Annotated in this window: 20 protein-coding genes; 8 read left to right on the forward strand and 12 right to left on the reverse strand. The window is 62.0% G+C overall.

Annotated elements, in window-relative coordinates; genetic code table 11:
• Positions 1-5 precede the first annotated feature (5 nt).
• Entirely contained in the window at positions 6-725 is a 720-nt protein-coding gene (locus tag O3A94_07730; GenBank protein ID MDA1356141.1) for a DUF364 domain-containing protein, read from the forward strand.
• Here O3A94_07730 and mobA read toward each other — a convergent pair.
• From mobA to O3A94_07745, 3 genes are read right to left on the reverse strand one after another with little or no spacing between them, the layout of a single operon-like run.
• Positions 722-1,336: a molybdenum cofactor guanylyltransferase MobA gene (mobA, locus tag O3A94_07735; GenBank protein ID MDA1356142.1), complete on the reverse strand. Its 615-nt coding sequence runs from the start codon at positions 1,334-1,336 to the stop codon at positions 722-724. The genes O3A94_07730 and mobA overlap by 4 nt on opposite strands.
• Position 1,337: 1 nt before the next feature.
• On the reverse strand, positions 1,338-1,916 hold the full coding sequence (locus O3A94_07740) for a hypothetical protein (GenBank protein ID MDA1356143.1): 579 nt from the start codon (positions 1,914-1,916) through the stop codon (positions 1,338-1,340).
• 11 nt (positions 1,917-1,927) lie between these two features.
• Positions 1,928-2,797: a formate dehydrogenase accessory sulfurtransferase FdhD gene (locus O3A94_07745; protein ID MDA1356144.1), complete on the reverse strand. Its 870-nt coding sequence runs from the start codon at positions 2,795-2,797 to the stop codon at positions 1,928-1,930.
• A gap of 188 nt (positions 2,798-2,985) precedes the next feature.
• Between O3A94_07745 and O3A94_07750 the strand changes: the two genes are divergently transcribed.
• Positions 2,986-3,750, forward strand: a complete 765-nt coding sequence (locus O3A94_07750) for a hypothetical protein (protein MDA1356145.1) — start codon at positions 2,986-2,988, stop codon at positions 3,748-3,750.
• 1 nt (position 3,751) lies between these two features.
• On the opposite strand, the gene O3A94_07755 is transcribed toward O3A94_07750, so the two are convergent.
• Positions 3,752-4,621 carry an alpha/beta hydrolase gene (locus O3A94_07755; protein MDA1356146.1) on the reverse strand — a complete coding sequence of 290 codons (870 nt, stop codon included), beginning with the start codon at positions 4,619-4,621 and terminating at the stop codon, positions 3,752-3,754.
• A 124-nt stretch (positions 4,622-4,745) separates the two neighbouring features.
• Between O3A94_07755 and O3A94_07760 the strand changes: the two genes are divergently transcribed.
• The gene (locus O3A94_07760; GenBank protein MDA1356147.1) at positions 4,746-5,126 is read left to right on the forward strand and encodes a DUF1499 domain-containing protein; all 381 of its coding nucleotides are present in this window, start codon (positions 4,746-4,748) and stop codon (positions 5,124-5,126) included.
• Here O3A94_07760 and O3A94_07765 read toward each other — a convergent pair.
• A complete protein-coding gene (locus O3A94_07765) occupies positions 5,123-5,995 on the reverse strand; it encodes an MBL fold metallo-hydrolase (protein MDA1356148.1) in 873 nt (290 codons plus the stop codon). The two genes, O3A94_07760 and O3A94_07765, sit on opposite strands and share 4 nt — an antisense overlap.
• 40 nt (positions 5,996-6,035) lie before the next feature.
• Complete coding sequence (locus O3A94_07770) at positions 6,036-6,743, reverse strand: glutathione S-transferase N-terminal domain-containing protein (protein MDA1356149.1); 708 nt, start codon at positions 6,741-6,743, stop codon at positions 6,036-6,038.
• 79 nt (positions 6,744-6,822) lie between these two features.
• Here O3A94_07770 and O3A94_07775 point away from each other — a divergent pair, with 79 nt between their 5' ends.
• Positions 6,823-7,839, forward strand: coding sequence for a zinc-binding dehydrogenase (locus tag O3A94_07775; protein ID MDA1356150.1), 1,017 nt, complete (start codon positions 6,823-6,825; stop codon positions 7,837-7,839).
• A gap of 71 nt (positions 7,840-7,910) precedes the next feature.
• Here the strand turns inward: O3A94_07775 and O3A94_07780 are convergent, their stop codons facing one another.
• The 5 genes from O3A94_07780 to O3A94_07800 are packed head-to-tail and all read right to left on the reverse strand — an operon-like array spanning position 7,911 to position 13,202.
• The gene (locus O3A94_07780; protein ID MDA1356151.1) at positions 7,911-9,023 is read right to left on the reverse strand and encodes an FAD-binding oxidoreductase; all 1,113 of its coding nucleotides are present in this window, start codon (positions 9,021-9,023) and stop codon (positions 7,911-7,913) included.
• A complete protein-coding gene (locus O3A94_07785) occupies positions 9,020-10,420 on the reverse strand; it encodes an FAD/NAD(P)-binding oxidoreductase (GenBank protein ID MDA1356152.1) in 1,401 nt (466 codons plus the stop codon). The genes O3A94_07780 and O3A94_07785 overlap by 4 nt, the downstream gene beginning before the upstream one ends.
• Positions 10,417-10,710: a 2Fe-2S iron-sulfur cluster-binding protein gene (locus tag O3A94_07790; GenBank protein ID MDA1356153.1), complete on the reverse strand. Its 294-nt coding sequence runs from the start codon at positions 10,708-10,710 to the stop codon at positions 10,417-10,419. The genes O3A94_07785 and O3A94_07790 overlap by 4 nt, the downstream gene beginning before the upstream one ends.
• A gap of 19 nt (positions 10,711-10,729) precedes the next feature.
• Positions 10,730-11,896 carry a glycosyltransferase gene (locus O3A94_07795; GenBank protein MDA1356154.1) on the reverse strand — a complete coding sequence of 389 codons (1,167 nt, stop codon included), beginning with the start codon at positions 11,894-11,896 and terminating at the stop codon, positions 10,730-10,732.
• 4 nt (positions 11,897-11,900) lie between these two features.
• Positions 11,901-13,202 (reverse strand): D-amino acid dehydrogenase, encoded by a 1,302-nt coding sequence (locus tag O3A94_07800; protein ID MDA1356155.1) that lies wholly within the window; start codon positions 13,200-13,202, stop codon positions 11,901-11,903.
• Between the two features lie 117 nt (positions 13,203-13,319).
• On the opposite strand from O3A94_07800, the gene O3A94_07805 reads away from it, so the two are divergent.
• Positions 13,320-13,835: a molybdopterin-guanine dinucleotide biosynthesis protein A gene (locus O3A94_07805; GenBank protein ID MDA1356156.1), complete on the forward strand. Its 516-nt coding sequence runs from the start codon at positions 13,320-13,322 to the stop codon at positions 13,833-13,835.
• A gap of 2 nt (positions 13,836-13,837) precedes the next feature.
• On the opposite strand, the gene O3A94_07810 is transcribed toward O3A94_07805, so the two are convergent.
• A complete protein-coding gene (locus O3A94_07810; protein MDA1356157.1) occupies positions 13,838-14,332 on the reverse strand; it encodes a GFA family protein in 495 nt (164 codons plus the stop codon).
• A gap of 109 nt (positions 14,333-14,441) precedes the next feature.
• Between O3A94_07810 and O3A94_07815 the strand changes: the two genes are divergently transcribed.
• The 3 genes from O3A94_07815 to O3A94_07825 are packed head-to-tail and all read left to right on the forward strand — an operon-like array spanning position 14,442 to position 18,148.
• The gene (locus tag O3A94_07815) at positions 14,442-15,284 is read left to right on the forward strand and encodes a hypothetical protein (GenBank protein ID MDA1356158.1); all 843 of its coding nucleotides are present in this window, start codon (positions 14,442-14,444) and stop codon (positions 15,282-15,284) included.
• Positions 15,285-15,319: 35 nt separating this feature from the next.
• Complete coding sequence (locus tag O3A94_07820) at positions 15,320-15,988, forward strand: hypothetical protein (protein ID MDA1356159.1); 669 nt, start codon at positions 15,320-15,322, stop codon at positions 15,986-15,988.
• Between the two features lie 24 nt (positions 15,989-16,012).
• Positions 16,013-18,148: an adenylate/guanylate cyclase domain-containing protein gene (locus O3A94_07825; GenBank protein MDA1356160.1), complete on the forward strand. Its 2,136-nt coding sequence runs from the start codon at positions 16,013-16,015 to the stop codon at positions 18,146-18,148.
• Positions 18,149-18,163 lie beyond the last annotated feature (15 nt).

The raw sequence follows: 18,163 nt of genomic DNA on the forward strand, positions 1-18,163 counted from the left end.
CTGCCATGACCGGGGTGGAAGACCGGCTTCGCGCCGTTCTCCGTCACGGCATCTCCGGCATCGCCAAACGCGTCGTCATCGGCCTCAACTGGACCTATGTCGAGGGGCCGGTCGGCGCCGGACTGGTGCATACACCGGTGCGCGGCACTGAGGGCTGCCGCAGCCTGCCCGAGTCTGGCAGTTATCAGGGCCGCACCCTGGCTGATCTCGCCGCGCTGATGGAATCGGACAATATCTTCGAACGCGTGCTGGGCTATGCCGCGGCCAACGCGCATCACAATCGCTATGACCTCGAAGGCGTAGCCGTGAATGGTCTCGACATGATAAAGCCGTGCGGCCAACACACCGTGGTGATCGGGCGCTTTCCCGAGCTCGATGAAAAACTCCCCGGCGCCGCCGTGATCGAGCGCGAACCCCGCCCCGGCGATTATCCGCCCGAAGCCGCCGCCGATCTCATTCCGGCGGCAAAATATCTCGCTATCACGGCATCGGCGCTTTCCAACGGCAGCCTTGCAGGCCTACTTGCGCTCGCGCCGGCTTCCGCCTTTACGGTGCTGGTGGGGCCGAGCGCACCACTTTGTCCGGCGCTCTTGGCGCTTGGCATCAACGCGCTGTCCGGACTTATCCCAACCGATCTCGATGGCACGGCGCAACGGGTCGCTGAAGGTGGCTCGGTCCGCGCCTTGAAGCCGCTCGGCCGGTACGTGACCTTGGTCCCGGATTAGCCGATCTCGGCCAACAATCTCTCCGCCTCGGCAAAATCTTCCGGGCGGTTGGCGTTGAAAAAGGGATCATGCGGCGTCGCCGCAAATTCGACCGTCGCGACTTTATAGCGCGCGGTCCAGGCGTCGATCTTGCGGATATCCTCTTCCACCAACGCATGGCGCAGCGCAGCGCGCAGTGCGATCGGCCAGAGGGCAAACACCGGATGGCTGCGGCCGTTCGAGGCGGCGCACGCCATCTCCGCGCCCTCCGCCGCAATCGCGCCATCAAGGCGGGCCACCAGATCACCGGGCAGAAACGGCGCGTCCGTGGCGAAGCTCGCCAGCCAGGCGCAATCCGGCGCGTGCTCCGCCGCCCAATCCATGCCGGTCAAGATTCCCGCGAGCGGCCCGGCATGGCCTTCGATCACGTCCGCCGCCATGGGCAGCGCAAATTCATTGAAGCGCCGCGGATCGCCGTTGACGTTCAATAGGAGCGGCCCGACCTGCGGGCGCACGCGCGCCAACACATGGCCAAGGATCGGCGTCCCAGCGAGCAAGCGCAGGCTTTTGTCGCCGCCGCCCATGCGCCGGGCCAAGCCCCCCGCCAGTAGCACCCCGGCGATTGATTGCATCTCAACCAACTGCGTCCTCCACCATCAGCGGCGCCACGCCGACTAAGCCGCCTACCAACTTTTTACAGGCGGCCGCCAGAGCGCCGAATTCACTTTTAACCACGACCTCGGCATCGAACTCCGCGACCGGCGGGCGGTTTATATTTTCCGCATCACTGGCACCGCCGGCGACAGCGAGGCGTTGCATCAGCAGATATTCCACCAGCCCAAGAAAATCGCTGTCGAAACCATCATCGCAGAACGCGCAATAAAAGCGCATGCGGCGCGCCTCGGCCAGCGCCAATTGGGCGACCTTGTCGATATCGTTGAGAGCGCGGAGCCGGGCGTCGAACGCCGGCGCGAAAACCACCTGGCCGGACTCATCGCGCAGGCCATGGGTCAGACTGAGCACACCGCCGATATGCTGATCGATGCGCGCCAGCACCTGTTTTGATTGTCCGACATAAGCCACCGTCCGCCCACCCGAATAGCTCTTGATGCGGAGATAAACCCCGGCGCGCAGCAAGTTCTCCATGCCTTCAGCACTGTGCGGAAACAATCCGGCGCCGTACGGCCCTTGCCAGTGTAATTCAAGTTTCATGGGACAAGAGCTCAGGCGGCGCTGGTCCCGCCGCGCCGCTGCCGGCGGGCCGCTGCGGCCACTTCGCTCGCATCGGCATCGAACTGAATACGCTCTTCTCCGGCGAGCACGATAAAGCGCTTGCCCTTGGCGCGCCCGACCAAGGTCAGGCCGGTCTGGCGGGCTAGTTCCACGCCCCAGGCGGTGAAGCCCGAGCGCGATATGAGTACTGGAATACCCATCTGCACCGTCTTCAGCACCATCTCGCTGGTGAGCCGCCCGGTGGTGTAGAACATTTTGCCTTCCGCCGCGACGCCGTGACGGAACATATAGCCGGCAATTTTGTCGATGGCGTTGTGGCGCCCAACATCTTCCATGTAGATCAATGGGCGGTCGGCCTCGCACAGCACGCAGCCATGGATCGCTCCGGCTGTCAGATAGAGACTGGGCTGGGTGTTGATCTTGCGGCTGAGCGTGTACAGCCAGGAGGTTTTTAGCACCGCATCCGGTGGAAATTGAACGCTGTCGATATGCTCCATCATGTCGCCGAAGACAGTGCCTTGGGCGCAGCCGGAGGTGAGCGTTTTCTTACGTAATTTTTTCTCGTAATCGGTCTTGCGCTTGGTGCGCACAACGATGGTCTCGATATCCTCGTCATAATCGACCGCCGTCACGATGTCGTCAGGCAGCAACATGCGCTGATTGAGGAGATAGCCAAGCGCGAGATATTCCGGGTGGTCGCGGATCGTCATTACCGTGACGATTTCCTGGCCATTGAGGAATATCGTCATCGGCCGTTCCTCGACGACGCGAATTTGCAATTCTTCGCCATTCTGATCGAGGCCACGCATCTCACGCGTGAGACGCGGATTTTCTGGTTCCGGTTTTACGCTGAATTCCATCCCGCTTCCTTTATCGAATGCGCAACTTAATGACATACAGTAAAACATGTGGCCCGGCAGTCTAATTTCCAGCGTCGGCAGAGCGATCCCGGGAGGCCATCATAGAAATCGGTTTTTTCGATCAGGCAGCGGTTCAAAGCGCGCTCATTCCCGCCGTGCTGGGATTTGTTCTGACCGGCGCCGTGCGCTTGGCGAATGGACGAACGCGCGGGCCAAATGTAGCCGGCGCCGCTGTCGCGTTGAGTGTCGCCGCCGTCTATTTCCTCATCATCGGCGTTCCGCCGCACCCGCCAATGAGCGGGTTGGACAAGCTGGTCTATGGCATCGCGGGCGGCGTAGCGCTGGGGTTTTGCCTCGACTTTCTGCGTTTTCCACCCTTCATCCGATGGCTGCTGTTCCCCGTCGGCGGTGCGGCGCTGCTCTATTGGCTTGAGCTTCCAGGCGTCGAGACTGCCAGCACCATGGCTTTGATAGGTCTCGGCGCAATGTGGCTGGCGAGCATTGCCGCATTATGGCGCTTAGAAGCGGAACGCGAGGCCGGGCTCAACCCCACGGCAATGCTGATGGTCGCGGCGCTCGGCCTGGCGGCGGTGACGATGCTCGGAGGCGCGATAGAGATCGCCCATCTGGCGGTCGCCCTGGCGACGGCACTGTTCGGGTTCTCACTATGGAACTGGCCGACCAATGTCTTCCCGTACGGCGCAGCGCTTTTGATGGGCGCCGGCGGGACGCTGTTCCTGCTCGCCTGGATCGCGGCGCTGCACTATGCAACCGTTAGCCTGCCGGCATTGGCGATCCTGTTGCTGGTCTTTTTCGCCGATATTGCGGCCCGGCATATGCAACTCGGCGATTCCCGCGCCGCCCGCGCAGCGACGCCCATCGTATTGGCGGCGGTGTGCTGCGTGCCAGCGCTGGGCGCGGTCGCTTTAGCCTATTTTTTGGCTGCGTTGTGATTTACACGCGCAGAAAATAAAATAGCGCACGAGTCACTTCTTCGGGCATTTCCTCAGGTAAGAAATGACCGCCATCAAGCAATCCCCCGGTAACGCTTTCGGCCCGAGTGCGCCAGACCTCAGCCACGTCATACCATTTGTTGAGACGGTTGCCCCATAGCACCATGGTTGGGCAGGCGATCTTCTGCGTGAGATCGGCGGCATCATGTTCTAAGTCGATCGTCGCGCCGGCGCGGTAATCCTCACAACTGCCATGGATGACCGCCGGGTCAGCGAAGCAACGTTCATACTCTGCCAGCGCCTCGGAGGAAAAATAATCCAGCCTGCCGCCGCCCCAGCTTTTCAAACACCAGTGCAGATAAAACAGCGGATCGCCGCCGATCAGGCGTTCCGGCAGATCGAACGGCTGGGCCAGGAAAAACCAATGGTAATAGCCCATCGCCTTTTCCATATTGGTCTCGATGAAGGCGGTGTAGGTCGGCACGATGTCTATCAGCGCCAAGCGCTGCACTCTCTCGGGATAATCCAGAGCGAGGCGATGGGCAACGCGCGCGCCGCGATCATGACCGACCAGCGCGAACTTTTCGAACCCGAGCGCCGCCATCACCGCGACTTGATCCGCGGCACTTGCGCGCTTGCTGTAGCCAGCATGATCGGCGCCGGCTTCCGGCTTAGCGCTGTCGCCATAGCCGCGCAAATCCGGCGCGATGACGGTGAAATGCTGCGCCAATATGGGCGCAACTTCATGCCACATGACGTGACTTTGTGGATAGCCGTGCAGCAGCAATACCGGTGGTCCGGAACCGCCGCGCACGAGATTAATCTCGACACCCGCAGCATCGACAGTTTCCCGTTCGAACTTTCGAAACATCCGGCTCTCCGTAGAATTCCGCAGCGATCATGGGTGGCGCCGGGGCGGTGCACAAGAACCTTGCATCGCATTTGGATATCGCGCCAGCAAACCGTTATGCTGTGGTGGAAAAGGAGATCAATAAATGGCCAGAGCGCGGATGCGCAATCACTTCATCGCCGCCACTATCGGTTCGGCCGTCGAAGCGCCCGACATCGTCATTCCGGCGTTTACCTGCGATGCGGCGCGACTTTACGCCACCCTACGCGAATATGCGCTGACCGAGCCGCGCACCAAACTCCAATCGGAATCGCCCAACGAAAATCATATGAGCTTCGTCCAGCGGACCGCCTATTGGCATTTTCCCGATGATGTGGTGGCCGAGATCACGGCTTTGAAGAACGGCGGCGCGGCGCTCATGCTGTCGAGTAAGGCGCGCTACGGCATGGAGGATTTCGGCGTCAACCAACGACGGGTCAAACGCTGGATCGCGGCGCTTGAGGCACGCCTAACGAAGGAAACTTAAAGCCGGGCGACCTGTCCTTCGAAGGCAACAAACGAGCCCGGAAGGCGTTCATCCAATTCCGCCTGCACCTTTTGCAATTCATCGTCGAAATGATCCGGATGGTGCTGGAAGGCGACCATGCGCTTAGCGCCCGCCGCCTTGCACAGGCGCAAGCCCTCTTGCCAAGTAGAATGGCCGCGTAGCCCGCCATTGGCGATTTCTTCATCGTAATAATAGGAATCGTAAATTACGAGGTCGCAGGCTTCGATCAGCGCCAGGACGGTTTCGTCCGGCTGGTCCGTCAGATGGCCCGTGTTGCTGACATAGCCCAGCGCCTTGCCGCCATATTCGACGCGGTAACCGGTAGCGCCACTGGGATTGTTGAGCGCCGCCGTCCGGACGCGGATGCCGTCCCGCGGCTCGAACGCGTCACCAGCGACAAAATCGCCCCATGCCTTGAGGCCGCCAATAAAACTGAGCGGAATAGGGAACAGCGGCGACGTCATGAGGTCGTTAAGATTTTGCTCGATACTGCCGCCTGGGCCGAGATGCCCGGCCCAGACCTTGAAATCATTGGCTGGGTTATAGCCGGCGCCGAAAAACGGCAGACCACAAGCATGATCGAAGCGGCTGACGGAGAAGAATATATCGGCGTGGATCGGCCGCGATTGATCGAGCGCAAGGCCAAACGGCCGAATGCCGGTGCCGGCGTCAAGGATGATCAAATGATTGCCGCAATGCACCTCGATACAGGGTGTATTGCCGCCAAACCGCATGGTTTGCGCATTGGTGGTTGGGATTCCACCGCGTACACCCCAAAAGCGAAGGTCGAACTCGCCATCGACTCTTCCATTGCTTGCACCTGTGCCGGCGCTCGCGTCTCCTGCCATTTTTTCTCTGTTTACCCCCTCGTAAACAAATCCAAACGAGCTAAGCCGCCTGTCCTTCGACCGCGCCGTCCGACGCGGCAAACCCATCGAACAAGCCGAGCATGCGCTCGTACCAATTATATATGGGGTCGTCTTCGGCAAGTAAAACCAGTGAGCAGCATGAAATCAGCCATTTGAACGATCCGAAGAGGATGTAATCGGCATAGAGCGGCTCCGGACCGGCCAGATAGGGCATTTCTTCGAGCGCCAGCCGGGCCGGCTGTAACACCGCACGAAAGGCGGCAATCCGGCCTTCGCTGGTATCGGTAAATTCCTCCAAACTCATACCGATGCGCTTCTCGCGCGAGGTGCGGAAATAGGCCTGATCCGCCTCGACGATCGCGTTGTCGTGAATGTTGCTGAGAACCAAGCGGGCGATGATCGGATGCACAGCGCCAGCGACCCAGCCATCGATAAAGCGCGCACCGGCACGTCCGGCCGCACCGCCGAACAGGCTTGGCTGATCGCCATAGGCGTCTTCCAAATAACAAGCGATCGTCCAGGAATCATGGACGACCCGCCCGTCATCCTCGCGAAGCACCGGCACCAGGTCCTGACCGCTGAAGGCAATTTTTTCTTTCTGCCCGAATTGCACCGGGATGAAATCCGCTTCCAGGCGCTTATGCCAAAGCGCCATGCGCGCGCGCCAACAAAATGGGCTAAACCGTTTGTCGTCCCGTCCCTGTAACTCGTATAGCTCGCGTGCCATTGCTTCCTCCCGGCTTTCTTGTCGTCCGCTGGTGACTATAATCCACCAGTAACAAATTGAAAATCTCGGGAGATAAAACGTGAAAGCGATCGCTCATCAAGGAGAAGGTCTCGACGGCGCCAGATATTGCGATATGGAATTACCGGATGTCGGCCCCGACAAGGTGTGCATCAAGCTCAAAGCGGCGGCGCTGAATCACCGCGATATTTGGACCTGCATGCGTGCTGGGCCGAGCGGGCCGTTGGTCATTCTGGGTTCGGACGGCGCCGGTATTGTCGAGCGCGTCGGCGCCGATGTGACGGACCTCTCCCCCGGCGATGAAGTTGTCGTCAACTCAAGCCAGGACTGGGCCAGCCGCGACGAGGTGCCGCTCGGTGAATATGGCGTCGGCTACAAGATTCTCGGCTTTCCGGATCACGGAACCTTCGCCGAACAAATCGTCATCGGCCGTCATCAGGTCGAGCCCAAACCGGCTCACCTCGACTGGCGCGAGGCCGCCGCACTCTGCCTGGTCGGCATTACGACCTACCGAGCACTCTTTACCGAGGGCCGGCTCAAAGCGGGCCAGACCGTCGCCATTCCCGGCATCGGCGGTGGTGCTGCGACCCAGGCACTGCTCTACGCCAAAGCGGCAGGCGCGCGGACCGTCGTCACATCGCGCAGCGCCGACAAGTTAGAGCGGGCGCGTAAACTCGGCGCGGATTTGGCCGTTCCGAGCGACGGCGATTGGGGCCAGGCGGTGCGTGATTTTACCGACGGACGCGGCGCCGATATCGTTATCGAGACCGTTGGCGAAGCGACTTGGAAGAATTCGATGGCGGCGCTTGCCAATGGCGGCCGCATGGTGGTGTTTGGCGCCACCGGCGGCGCCTTGGTCGAGATCGACCTCGCCAGCCTTTTCCTGCACTGGCAAAGCATCATTGGCACCACCATGGGCAGCCGCGAAGAATTCCAGGACATGCTGGCGTTTACCGAAAAGCATCAAATCCATCCGGTCATCGACCGCGCTTTTCCTCTTGCGGACGGCGTCGAAGCGATGCGCTATCTCGACGGCGCGAGCCAGATGGGCAATGTGGTCTTAGATATCCCGTCGTGAAGCCTTATCGGGACTACGGTATCGGCAGCATGTTGTTGCCTGCGCCGCTCGCGCCCTTTGGCCGGCCAAATTCACGGGTGGAAACGCGATATATCAAACGCGTCGATGGCGGTTTTTGTGTCGCCATCAAGCGCTAATTCGGCCACTACCGCGCCGACGCCGGGGCCGAGGCAAAATCCGTGGCCGCTAAAGCCGAAGGCATGGATCACGCCGGGTGTCGTCGCGCTCGGGCCAAGCACCGGCAACTGGTCTGGCGTGCAGCCTTCGACGCCGCTCCACAAGCGAATGATATTGATATCCGCCATGCGCGGAATCACTTTGGCGGTGCGCTGCAAGGTGCCGAGCGCTTCTTCCGCCATGGCGTGGCCGAAGCCCTCGTCAAGATCGGCGGTGCCGCTGCGCCCGCCGAAGATAATGTTGCCGCGTGGAATTTGCCGCACATAGACATCGCCGCCAACGACACCGAGCGCCGGCTCGATAAAATAAGGTACCGGCTCAGTCACCACCATCTGTGGCATCATCGGCCATAATTCCACGGCTTCGCCGAGCCAACCAGCGACCCGGGCACCCCAGGCGCCGGCCGCATTGATCACTTGGCGGGCGCGCACTTCGAGGCCAGTTTCGCTGCGGATGAGAAATCCATCGCCGTCTTTTTCTAGTGCTGCCACCGGCTCATATTCGCGAATGTCCGCGCCGGCAGCGCGGGCAGCACGGGCAAAAGAGGGGCCGAGCAGGCGCGGATTGGCTTGGCCGTCGCTGGGGCACCAGGCAGCGCCGACCGCCGCTTCACCGAACCATGGGTAGCGCGCGATCAGCGCGTTGCGGCTAATCATCTCGACGGCACAGCCGTATTCCGCCTGGCCTTCGGCATGAGCCGCCATGGCGGCCATGTCGTCGTCGTTGCGCGCCACCTTGAGATGGCCAGTGGCACTATATTCGCAATCGTTGCCGACGAGCTCCGGCAGGCGGTGCCAGATCTCAATGGCGCGCGCCGCCAGCTCAAGCTCAGCCAAAGCGCGGCCATTGCGCCTGACACCGCCAAAGTTCACACCGCTTGCCGCGGCGCCGGCTTGGCGCTTTTCCAGCAACACCACCGGCACGCCGCGCAGCGCTATATGGAGGGCGGTGGAGCAGCCGGCGATACCACCGCCGATAACGGCGATTTCCGTCTCGATGCGGCTCATATCGACGCCGCCCGTTCGGGATCGTCCTCAGCTGCTGCGCCGCCGATGCCTATATGCAGTGGCTTGATCGGCGCCTGACCGCGCAGGCGGCCTACTTCAGCCAAGCCCACGCCTTTCCGATGCGCCAGTATTTCCGCCGCCGCGATGCCGCACATGCGGCCCTGACAGCGCCCCATGCCAAGCCGGGTATAGGCTTTGGCACGGTTGATTTCATCCGGTTTGAGGGATTGGCTTTGGCGGATATCGCCCGCTGTTACTCCCTCGCAGCGGCAAACAATGGTGTCGTCCGCCAGCGCCGCCGCCAATCCCGCCGGATAGGGCAGCGCGCGCTCGAGGGCGATGCGAAAGCGCATCAAACGCCTGAGCCGGGTCTTGAGATATTCACGCCGCCCGGCATGTGCCGCCAAGCCACGATCGGCGAGCAGCGCCAGCGCCGCTAGCTCACCGCGATATTCTGCCGCGTCCGCGCCCATCACCCCGGCACCGTCGCCGGCCAGATATACGGCTTCGGCGCTCGAGCGCCCTTCGGCGTCACATTCCGGCAGCCATTGCCGCGCCGCGGCATCGAAGCGCATGTCGCAGCCCGCGAGTTCGGCTAACTGGCATTCCGGTTTAACGCCCCAGCCAAAAGCCATGGCGTCGCAGTCGATGCGCCGCTCACGCCCCTTGGCGTCATGGAAACGCAGACCGCTAACGCGGTCCTCGCCATCGACCGCGACTGGCCGAATACCGCGTTTGAGCGGAATGCCCTTGAAACGCAGCCAGTTTTGATACCACAGGCCCTTGGCCAATGTCGTACCACCGGCCAGCAGGCCAGGGATGACCGGCAGTGCATCACGGAGCCGCGCCGTATCGAGCACGGCGGCCACCTTCGCGCCGGCATGGGCATATTGATAGGCGACGAGATAAAGCAGCGGGCCGCTGCCCATGAACGCCACCCGCGTGCCGATGGCGCAGCCCTGTGCCTTGAGGGCGATTTGCGCGCCGCCCAGGGTGAAGGCGCCAGGCAGCGTCCAGCCCGGAATCGGGAGGATGCGGTCTACTCCGCCGGTGCATAGCAGCAGCGCGGCGAACGGAATGCGCGTCACCCCGTTGGGGCCGATCGTGAATGCCACATTATTCTCGATCGACCACACGCTAGTCTCAGGGCGATAATCAACACGTTCGCGCAGCGCGTCGAAAGTGGCGTGGAGGGCTTCGGCCTTGGCTGCTTCGAAGCCGTATCTGAGCTTGGCGCTGCGGCGGAATCCGGGCGGCTGGCGGCGGTAGACTTGCCCGCCGCTGGCCGGAGCGTCATCGACGACGATGGGCCGGAGGCCCTGCCTGACCAAGATCTCGGCGGCCCGGGTCCCTGCCGGGCCGGCGCCAATGATGAGGATGTTTTCGGTGCTGCTCATTCAGCGCTACCGGTTTTCAGGCGCAAGCCCTGGCGCACATAATTCGTGCAGGCGCGCACCGAACCACCGGCCTCCAATTGCACCCAACAATCCTGACACGCGCCCATGAGACAGAACCCAGCTCGCCCGCCAGCGCCGAACTCGAAATCGCGCACCTGCCCGCCAGCCAGCAATAGTGCCGTCAACAGGGTATCGCCGGCCAATGCCGTCACCGGCGCGCCGTCAACATGGATGGTGATTTCCGGTCGTTCGGTCTCGCTCAGGCGGACGAATTGCCCGCGCCCAGAAATCTTGCTCACAATCGCGTTCTCACTTACTGGACTTAAGGTCACGCGAATATACCCGGCCTTTCCATAAACTGCGACAGCCACGCCAGTGGTCGAACGCGGAACTCCACGTCATGGCGAGATAGATCAAGCCGACCAGCGGCATCGTCAGCGCAAGAAGGCGCGGCATCCGGTAATAAATGAGGGTCGGCAGATAGCCGGCCACCATGAACAACAGCGCCGTCGCGGCAATCAGCTTGGCGCCGAGCACCGGAACGGCGACGAGGATGAATGGCGGCAGGCCGCAAGCCAGCGCGAACACCAGCGTACACAGCAATAGCAGCACGAAAGAATGGCGCAATTGCGTATAGGCGCTGCGCGCCACCATGCGCCAAATTTCGCCGAGCCCGTCATAGGGGCGGAGGCTCCGCGCCGAATGGGTCAGGCCGATCCAGGTGCGGGCACCGTGCCGCGTCACCGCACGGGCCAAGCTGCAATCATCGATAATGGCATCTTTGATGGTTTTGAACCCGCCGATCCCAGCCAGCACATCGCGCTCGGTCAAGATGCAGCCACCGGCCGCAGCGGCGATCAGACGGCCCCGCCCATTGGACAGGCGAAACGGGTAGAGCAGCTTGAAGAAATAGACGAAGGCGGGCATCAGCAGCGTTTGCCAGAAGCCACGCATGTCGAGCGCCACCATCAGCGAGAGAAACGCGACACCCTTTTCTTCACGCGCGACCAGCAGCGCCGGCAGAGCGCCTGGTGCCAGCTCGATATCGGCATCGAGCAGCAACACCAGCGGCGTGGTCAGCCGCTCGCGCCCCTGTTCGAGGGCCCACATCTTGCCAGCCCAGCCTGACGGCAGCGCCGAGCCGGCAATGATTTCGAGACGGCACCCATCGGGCGCGGCAAGGCGCGCCGTCTCGGCGGTGCCGTCTTCCGAGCCATCGTCGATCAGGATGATCGTCAAGCCTCTGCCCTGGTGCCCGAGTGCCGCAAGGGTATTGCCAATGAAGCGCGCCTCGTTGCGTGCCGGGATCAGCACTGTGACGGTGCTAAGGTCATTATCCGCCGGCGCCGCGGCCATTTGCGGCACGGCAAAACGCTCGCGCGTGCGCCAGGGCTGCCACGGCTGGATCAGAATGCCGAGCCATACCAAAGCGCCGGCCGCCGCTAAATAGATCCACAAACAATCGAGCCACGGCATCGCTTCAGAATCGGTCTGCCGTCAGACCGCTGAGATTGATCTCAGGCTGCTTGCCGGAGATCATATCGGCGACAACCTGGCCCGAGCCGCAGGCATAGGTCCAGCCGGTGCTGCCGTGACCGGTGTCCATATAGAGATTGGTGTAGCGGGTGCGGCCCAATATCGGCAGACAATCCGGCGTCATCGGGCGGAAGCCGGCCCAGCGCTCGGCCTTGGCCGCGTCGCCGCATTCGGGGAACAGCGCCATCGTCACGTCGAGTATCGCCTGGGTGCGGGAAGCTGACACGCTGGCGTCATAGCCGGTTAACTCCGCCGTACCGGCGGCGCGCAGGCGGTTTCCGAGGCGGCTCATCACGATGCGGCGCGAGCCTTCGTGAATGGCAACACCGGGGGCGCCGTGATGGCCGTCCGTTGGGATCGTCACCGAATATCCTTTGAGCGGATAGACAGGCACGCGGATGCCGATTTTACGCAACAGTAGCGGGCTGAAACTACCGAGGCTCATGACATAGGCGTCGGCTTCGAGCCGCCCTTGGTCGGTATCGACTGCAGTGATGCGGCCATCGTCGGCCTGCAGGCGGCGCGCCGCGACGCCGTAGCGGAAGGTGACACCCTGGCGTTCGGCGGCAGCGGCCAGCCCGGCGGTGAATTTATACGCATCGCCCGATTCATCCTGCGGGAAGAACAGCGCACCAGCATAAGCCCCGGCGCCTGCTGCCAGCGCCGGCTCTATGACGACGGCGCGGCGCATATCGATGACCTCAGGGTGAAAGCGCGAATCCGCGTGACTCAATTCCGCCGCCGCTGCGGCGTCCAGTTGCTCTTGGGTTTGGAACAGGTGCAATACGCCGTCGGCGCGCTGGTCATATTGAATCTGTTCGCGCTCGCGCACTTCTTTGAGGCAGCCATAACTGTAAGTCGAGAGGCGCAGCGACACTTCCTGGCTGTGTTCAAAGCGCTCGCGCGTGCATTGGCGCAGGAACTTCAGCGCCCAGCTCCATTGCGACCAGTCGGGACGGAGGCGAAACAGATAGGGCGCGTCCTGGCGGCCGAACCATTTGATCAGCATGCGCGGCACTTCCGGAGTTGCCCAGGGCCGGGCGGTGAAGGCGCTGACGATGCCGCCATTGGCAAAGCTGGTTTCCAGCCCGGCGCCAGGATTGCGCTCAATCACCGTCACCTCATGACCGGCTCGGTTGAGATAATAGGCCGCTGCCGTTCCCACCACCCCGGCGCCTAAGACGAGCACTTTCACCGCACTTACTCCCCATACCTCGGCGCAGATTCGGTCGCCGATGCTCGACATTTCGCATGATTCAGCGCATTTCAGCAAGCTTCCGCGACGTGGCTGGGAATTGACCGTGACAAACCATCCGCCGCGCCACAAAATGCGCGCTCAAACTGACATCAGGGAATTTTTCGTGTGACAACAGTTCTGACACATCGCCTGGCCGCGATCCTGGCGGCCGCCATGATGGTCGCCGTATTGGGCGCAGCATCCGGTGGCGCTACTGCAGAAGAGGGCAAAATTGACCGCCATGCTGGCTATTATTATCCGCCCATCACCAGCAGCGAGACCTATCAGGCGCGCGCCACCATCATGCCCGATGCCGACCGTTCACAGCGCCTCAAATTCATAAACAATCTGACCGAGCAAATTTTGAGCCGGCCCTATGAGCCGCAATACGCGATTTTCGCCAAGGGCGACGAAGCGCAAAAGTTAATCATCGTCGGCCAACAGCCCGGGTCGATCGACACCATCTACCGCGCCCGCGCGCTGCTCGCCACATTGACCGCAGTGGCACGCACTTCGCGCCTGTTTCAGGAATTCGGCGTACAGGAATATTTCACGTTTTTCGATCTTGCCCGGCTGTTCGGATTCGAGCGCATAACCATTTCCAACGGCGTAGAATTCAGCCACCAGATTTATCTGAAATAACCTCAGTCTTCGGTTCGCAATCCCCGGCTTTGATGCCAGTCATGGATCGACTGATCGGGATAGCCAGCAAAATGCCCGTTGCGCTTGCCGCCCGGCACCGGCACCCATCCGGGTTTGAAATCGAGCATAATATGACAGCGCTCAACCGCCTTCGGCAGCGGCGTATCGATGGCCGAGGCGAAGGGGTGCAGCAACTCCGGCCAGCGCCGGTCCCATACCCAAAGAGCTGACCCGCAGCGCGCGCAGAAATTGCGCTCGGCCGGGCTGGTCTCGCCAGCTTCCCCAGCTTCGCCGTCTAGAAGCACCTGATAAACGGAGAGGTGTTCTTTGCCACGTACATCGAGGCTATTGGCTTCGGCGGACAGGTTAATGGCGTAACCGCCACCGCCGGCGGTTTTACGGCAGATCGAGCAATAGCAATACATGTAGGGATAGGGTTCGCTAGAGCGCAGCGAAAATTGCACCAGGCGGCAATGGCAAGCACCTTCAAGCAGCATCTGTCTTTCCTTCCCTCGTCACGCAACCGTCGCGACATTTTGACATGCCGTGTCCCGGCAGTTGGATGATAATGGAGCATTCCTTGCCCAATGCGCGAATCGAATTGCCGTGAAAATATTTTTTACCACCCTCCTCTTGGCCCTTCTCTTGCCGCTGCTTTCTTCTCGGGCTGACGTCGCCGATGGCGTGCGCGCCTATGACGCCGGCTGGTACGCAGAGGCGGTGGCCGAATTTCTGCCCGCCGCGGAGGCCGGCGACGTACGGGCGCAGCTCGCGCTGGCGAGCATGTATCAGTTCGGCGAAGGCGTGCCGCAAAATGACGTTGGCGCCGCTAGATGGACGCGCGGCGCGGCGGAGCGCGGCGACCCGGTGGCGCAAATAAACCTGTCGCAATTCTTTGCCGCTGGCCGGGGCGTTCGACGCGACGTAGCGGAAAGTTATTTCTGGCTGCTGTTGGCCGCGGGCCAGGGCAACAACTGGGCGCAAGTTCGGCTCGCGGCGGCGGCCGTCAACCTACCGAACAGTGCTGCATCGGCCGTGCAGGCGCGGGCGGCCAATTGGACGCCGTTCGGCGACGACCTCACCGGCCCGCCGGAGGTGCTCGACGGGCAAACGCTGAGTGTCGATGGCCGCCGCCTACGGTTGGAGGGCATCACCGCGCCGCCGCTCGGCACACGCTGTCAGCTGCGCGGCAACGAACATGACTGCGGGCGGATATCCACTACCGCCCTGATGGACCTGACCGCCGGCGCCACCGTCACCTGCATCCGGCGCGAGATTAGGGCGGCGGACGGCAGCCGCTTTGCGCGCTGTCGAGCCGGCGGCTACGATTTATCAGAGGGTATGGTCTATACCGGCTGGGCCGAAGCAGATGGCACGCAAATGACCCGCTATGCCGCGCTCGAAGTGGCGGCACGCCAAGCTCGGCGCGGCATGTGGCGGCGCAATTGAAGGCGTGACATACTAGCGCTCCACGAGGGGCGCGCATGGTTTGGCGAAAATTCCAGCAAATTTACATTTCCGGCCTGCTTGGCGCCTGCGCTCTGGCCTCGAGCAGCGCTCATTCCGACGAACTGGCGGCGATCGTCGAAGACCTCTCCCCCGGCGTCACTGAAACCGGCGAAATCGGCCTGTTCGAATATCTCTCGCCGGGCGCTAGAGTGAACCTGGCGGAGGGCGATTGGATCCGCCTAGGCTACCTCCGCTCCTGCATCCAGGAAACCATCACCGGCGGCACAGTGCTGGTCCGCGCCGAGCAAAGTGAGGTCAGTGGCGGCATAGTGGAGAGCCGCGCCGTTGAGTGCGACGGCGGCAATCTGCAACTCTCGTCTGACCAATCGGACCGCGCCGGGGTCGCCGTGATGCGCAAAAGCGGCGGTGCCATCGAAGTCGCGTTAACGGTGCATGGCCTATCGCCCTATTTTCGCATCGACGGCGACGCGGACATGCTGGAACTTGAGCGGCTCGACCGCCCGCGGGAGGCGCTCAAACTAAAGACCGCGGCCAATGGGGTCGATTTAGCGGATCATGGCATTGTGCTTGGCAAGGGCGGGCTCTATCGCGCCCGCGCGGCAGGGCGTGAAATCATCTTCCGCGTCGATAAATTCGCCCGGCCCGGCGCTGTCGCGTTGTTAAGCCGCCTCGTTCCTCTTTAGTGATCTGACAGAGCGGCGCCGGCTGTGAAGCTCAGCAATATTCTTGCCGCCACGGCGGCGGCGCTGGTAGTCGGCGGGATATTCGCCGCGCCGGCGCTAGACCGGGTCGAGAATATTTCGCTCGACAGCCTGTTCTGGCTGCGCCATGCGGTTTGGGGTCAGCGCCATGCGCCGCAAGAATCGCCGTCCGTGGTAATTGCCATCGACGAGGAGACCTATCGCACAGCACCGTTCCGTGATGTGCCCAAGGTGATGTGGACCAAGCAGATCGGCACCGTGGTGGATGGCGTGCGCGAGGCCGGTGCTGCTGTCATTGGCTTCGATATCATTCTGCCCACCTCCGTCGCGACCCTTGATCGGAATTACGACCGCGAATTCATGCTGGCGCTGCGCCGCGCGGCACAAGAAAATAAAATCGTCCTGGCAAAAGTGCAGCATCAGGTTAAGCCGATCGCACCGTATGCGGGTCATAGTTCTGCCGTCGACCACCAACGCAATATTCGTTCGGTAAACCTTTACGGCGATGCCGACGGCGTGATCCGCCGCGCACCGCTCTTCCTCGATGCCGCGAACACCGACGGCACACTGCGCAAGGAACCCTCGCTCTCTCTGGAATTGGCGGCGCGCCAAGCGGGCGAGGCGCCGCGCGTCGATGGCGAGAACGGCGATGTATTCCTCGGCGATTACAGTATTCCGGGCGGGCGGGAAAATGCGCTGAGCGTTAATTTCGATGGCGGCGCCTCGATACCGACCTATTCGCTGGCTGATATCCATGCCTGCGTGGCGGCCGGCCAGCAGAATTTTCTAAGCGATCATTTCGCGGGAAAAGCCGTGCTCCTCGGTGTCGTGCTCGATGTCGAGGATCGTAAGATCACCTCCAAACGCTTTATTACTGCCCCCGAAGGCGATGTCGTCGGCGCGCGTTGCGCGCTGCCGGCGCCCGGCGATCTCTACAAAACCGCGTTCACACGCGATTCTATTCCGGGCGTCTATATTCACGCCGCGGCGATCAACAATCTGTTGCGCGGCGACGCGCTGCGGATGCCAGCGCGCATTTGGAACAGTTTGATCACCGTCGCGTTTACTCTTCTCGTTGCCGGCTTGGCGATGCGGTTTGAGGCATGGCGCGCTGGCCTGGCGATCCTCGGCTGCGGCTTTGTTTGGCTGATTGTTGCCACGACCCTGTTCCGTTCGGGTCTGGTGCTGCCGCTGTTCGACCCTTTGATCGCCGGCGCCCTGACATTCGCCGTTCTGCTCGGTTACCGTTTCGCCGTCAGTGACAAGGACAAGCGCCGCCTGCGTCACGCCTTCACCTTGTACCTCGCGCCGGCGTTGGTCGACCGTATGGTGGAGCGCGGCAAAGCACCCGAACTCGGCGGCGAGAACCGGGAGTTGACCGTTCTTTTCAGTGATATCGAGGGCTTCACTTCAGTTTCGGAACAGCTGTCACCCGAGCAATTGGTTGCCGGGCTCAATATTTATTTATCGGAGATGACCGATATCATTGAGGACCATGGTGGCTTTGTGGACAAATATATCGGCGATGCCATCGTCGCCGTATTTGGCGCGCCGCTTGAGGACGCCGATCATGCGCGCAACGGCGTCACGGCGGCGCTGGCTTGCCGCGACCGATTGGCGGAAATGCCGAGGGTTTTTCAGGGGCGGCCCGATTTGACCCTGCGTGCCCGCATCGGCCTCAATAGTGGCGACATGCTGGTCGGCAACATGGGCTCAAGACGGCGCTTCAATTACACCGTCATGGGTGACGCGGTTAATCTGGCGGCACGGCTTGAGGGCGCGAATAAGGCCTTTGGCAGTCAAATTCTGGTCAGCGAAACAACCGCGCGGGCGTGCGGCGACTCGATTGCCATGCGCGAGCTGGATTTGATCCGGGTCGTCGGGCGCGAGGCGCCGATCGCTGTCTACGAGCCGCTCTGCCTGGCGGCGCAATCGGATGCTGCGGTAACGGATAGAATAACAGCCTTCGCCACCGCCCTCGCGCTCTACCGCAGGCGGGAGTTCGAAGCTGCCGCAATCGCGCTGGAAGCGCTGGAACCGGGGGATTCCGCAGCGGCCAAACTGGCAGTGCGGGCGCGCGGCATGATTTCCAACCCACCACCGGCCGATTGGCAGGGCATCAACGAACTCGTGGAAAAATAGCTTAAGGCGCTGGCG

It is taken from the genome of Pseudomonadota bacterium, from assembly GCA_027624955.1.
Classification (GTDB): domain Bacteria; phylum Pseudomonadota; class Alphaproteobacteria; order UBA828; family UBA828; genus PTKB01.

What these genes read in the sequence shown, in the direction of transcription:
- O3A94_07785 (MDA1356152.1), bottom strand. Translation starts at nt 10,420, where the DNA reads ATGAGCAGCACCGAAAACATCCTCATCATTGGCGCCGGCCCGGCAGGG.
- O3A94_07765 (MDA1356148.1), bottom strand. Translation starts at nt 5,995, where the DNA reads ATGGCAGGAGACGCGAGCGCCGGCACAGGTGCAAGCAATGGAAGAGTC.
- O3A94_07770 (MDA1356149.1), bottom strand. Translation starts at nt 6,743, where the DNA reads ATGGCACGCGAGCTATACGAGTTACAGGGACGGGACGACAAACGGTTT.
- O3A94_07730 (MDA1356141.1), top strand. Translation starts at nt 6, where the DNA reads ATGACCGGGGTGGAAGACCGGCTTCGCGCCGTTCTCCGTCACGGCATC.
- mobA (MDA1356142.1), bottom strand. Translation starts at nt 1,336, where the DNA reads ATGCAATCAATCGCCGGGGTGCTACTGGCGGGGGGCTTGGCCCGGCGC.
- O3A94_07755 (MDA1356146.1), bottom strand. Translation starts at nt 4,621, where the DNA reads ATGTTTCGAAAGTTCGAACGGGAAACTGTCGATGCTGCGGGTGTCGAG.
- O3A94_07745 (MDA1356144.1), bottom strand. Translation starts at nt 2,797, where the DNA reads ATGGAATTCAGCGTAAAACCGGAACCAGAAAATCCGCGTCTCACGCGT.
- O3A94_07780 (MDA1356151.1), bottom strand. Translation starts at nt 9,023, where the DNA reads ATGAGCCGCATCGAGACGGAAATCGCCGTTATCGGCGGTGGTATCGCC.
- O3A94_07820 (MDA1356159.1), top strand. Translation starts at nt 15,320, where the DNA reads ATGGTTTGGCGAAAATTCCAGCAAATTTACATTTCCGGCCTGCTTGGC.
- O3A94_07760 (MDA1356147.1), top strand. Translation starts at nt 4,746, where the DNA reads ATGGCCAGAGCGCGGATGCGCAATCACTTCATCGCCGCCACTATCGGT.
- O3A94_07810 (MDA1356157.1), bottom strand. Translation starts at nt 14,332, where the DNA reads ATGCTGCTTGAAGGTGCTTGCCATTGCCGCCTGGTGCAATTTTCGCTG.
- O3A94_07740 (MDA1356143.1), bottom strand. Translation starts at nt 1,916, where the DNA reads ATGAAACTTGAATTACACTGGCAAGGGCCGTACGGCGCCGGATTGTTT.
- O3A94_07800 (MDA1356155.1), bottom strand. Translation starts at nt 13,202, where the DNA reads ATGTCGAGCATCGGCGACCGAATCTGCGCCGAGGTATGGGGAGTAAGT.
- O3A94_07795 (MDA1356154.1), bottom strand. Translation starts at nt 11,896, where the DNA reads ATGCCGTGGCTCGATTGTTTGTGGATCTATTTAGCGGCGGCCGGCGCT.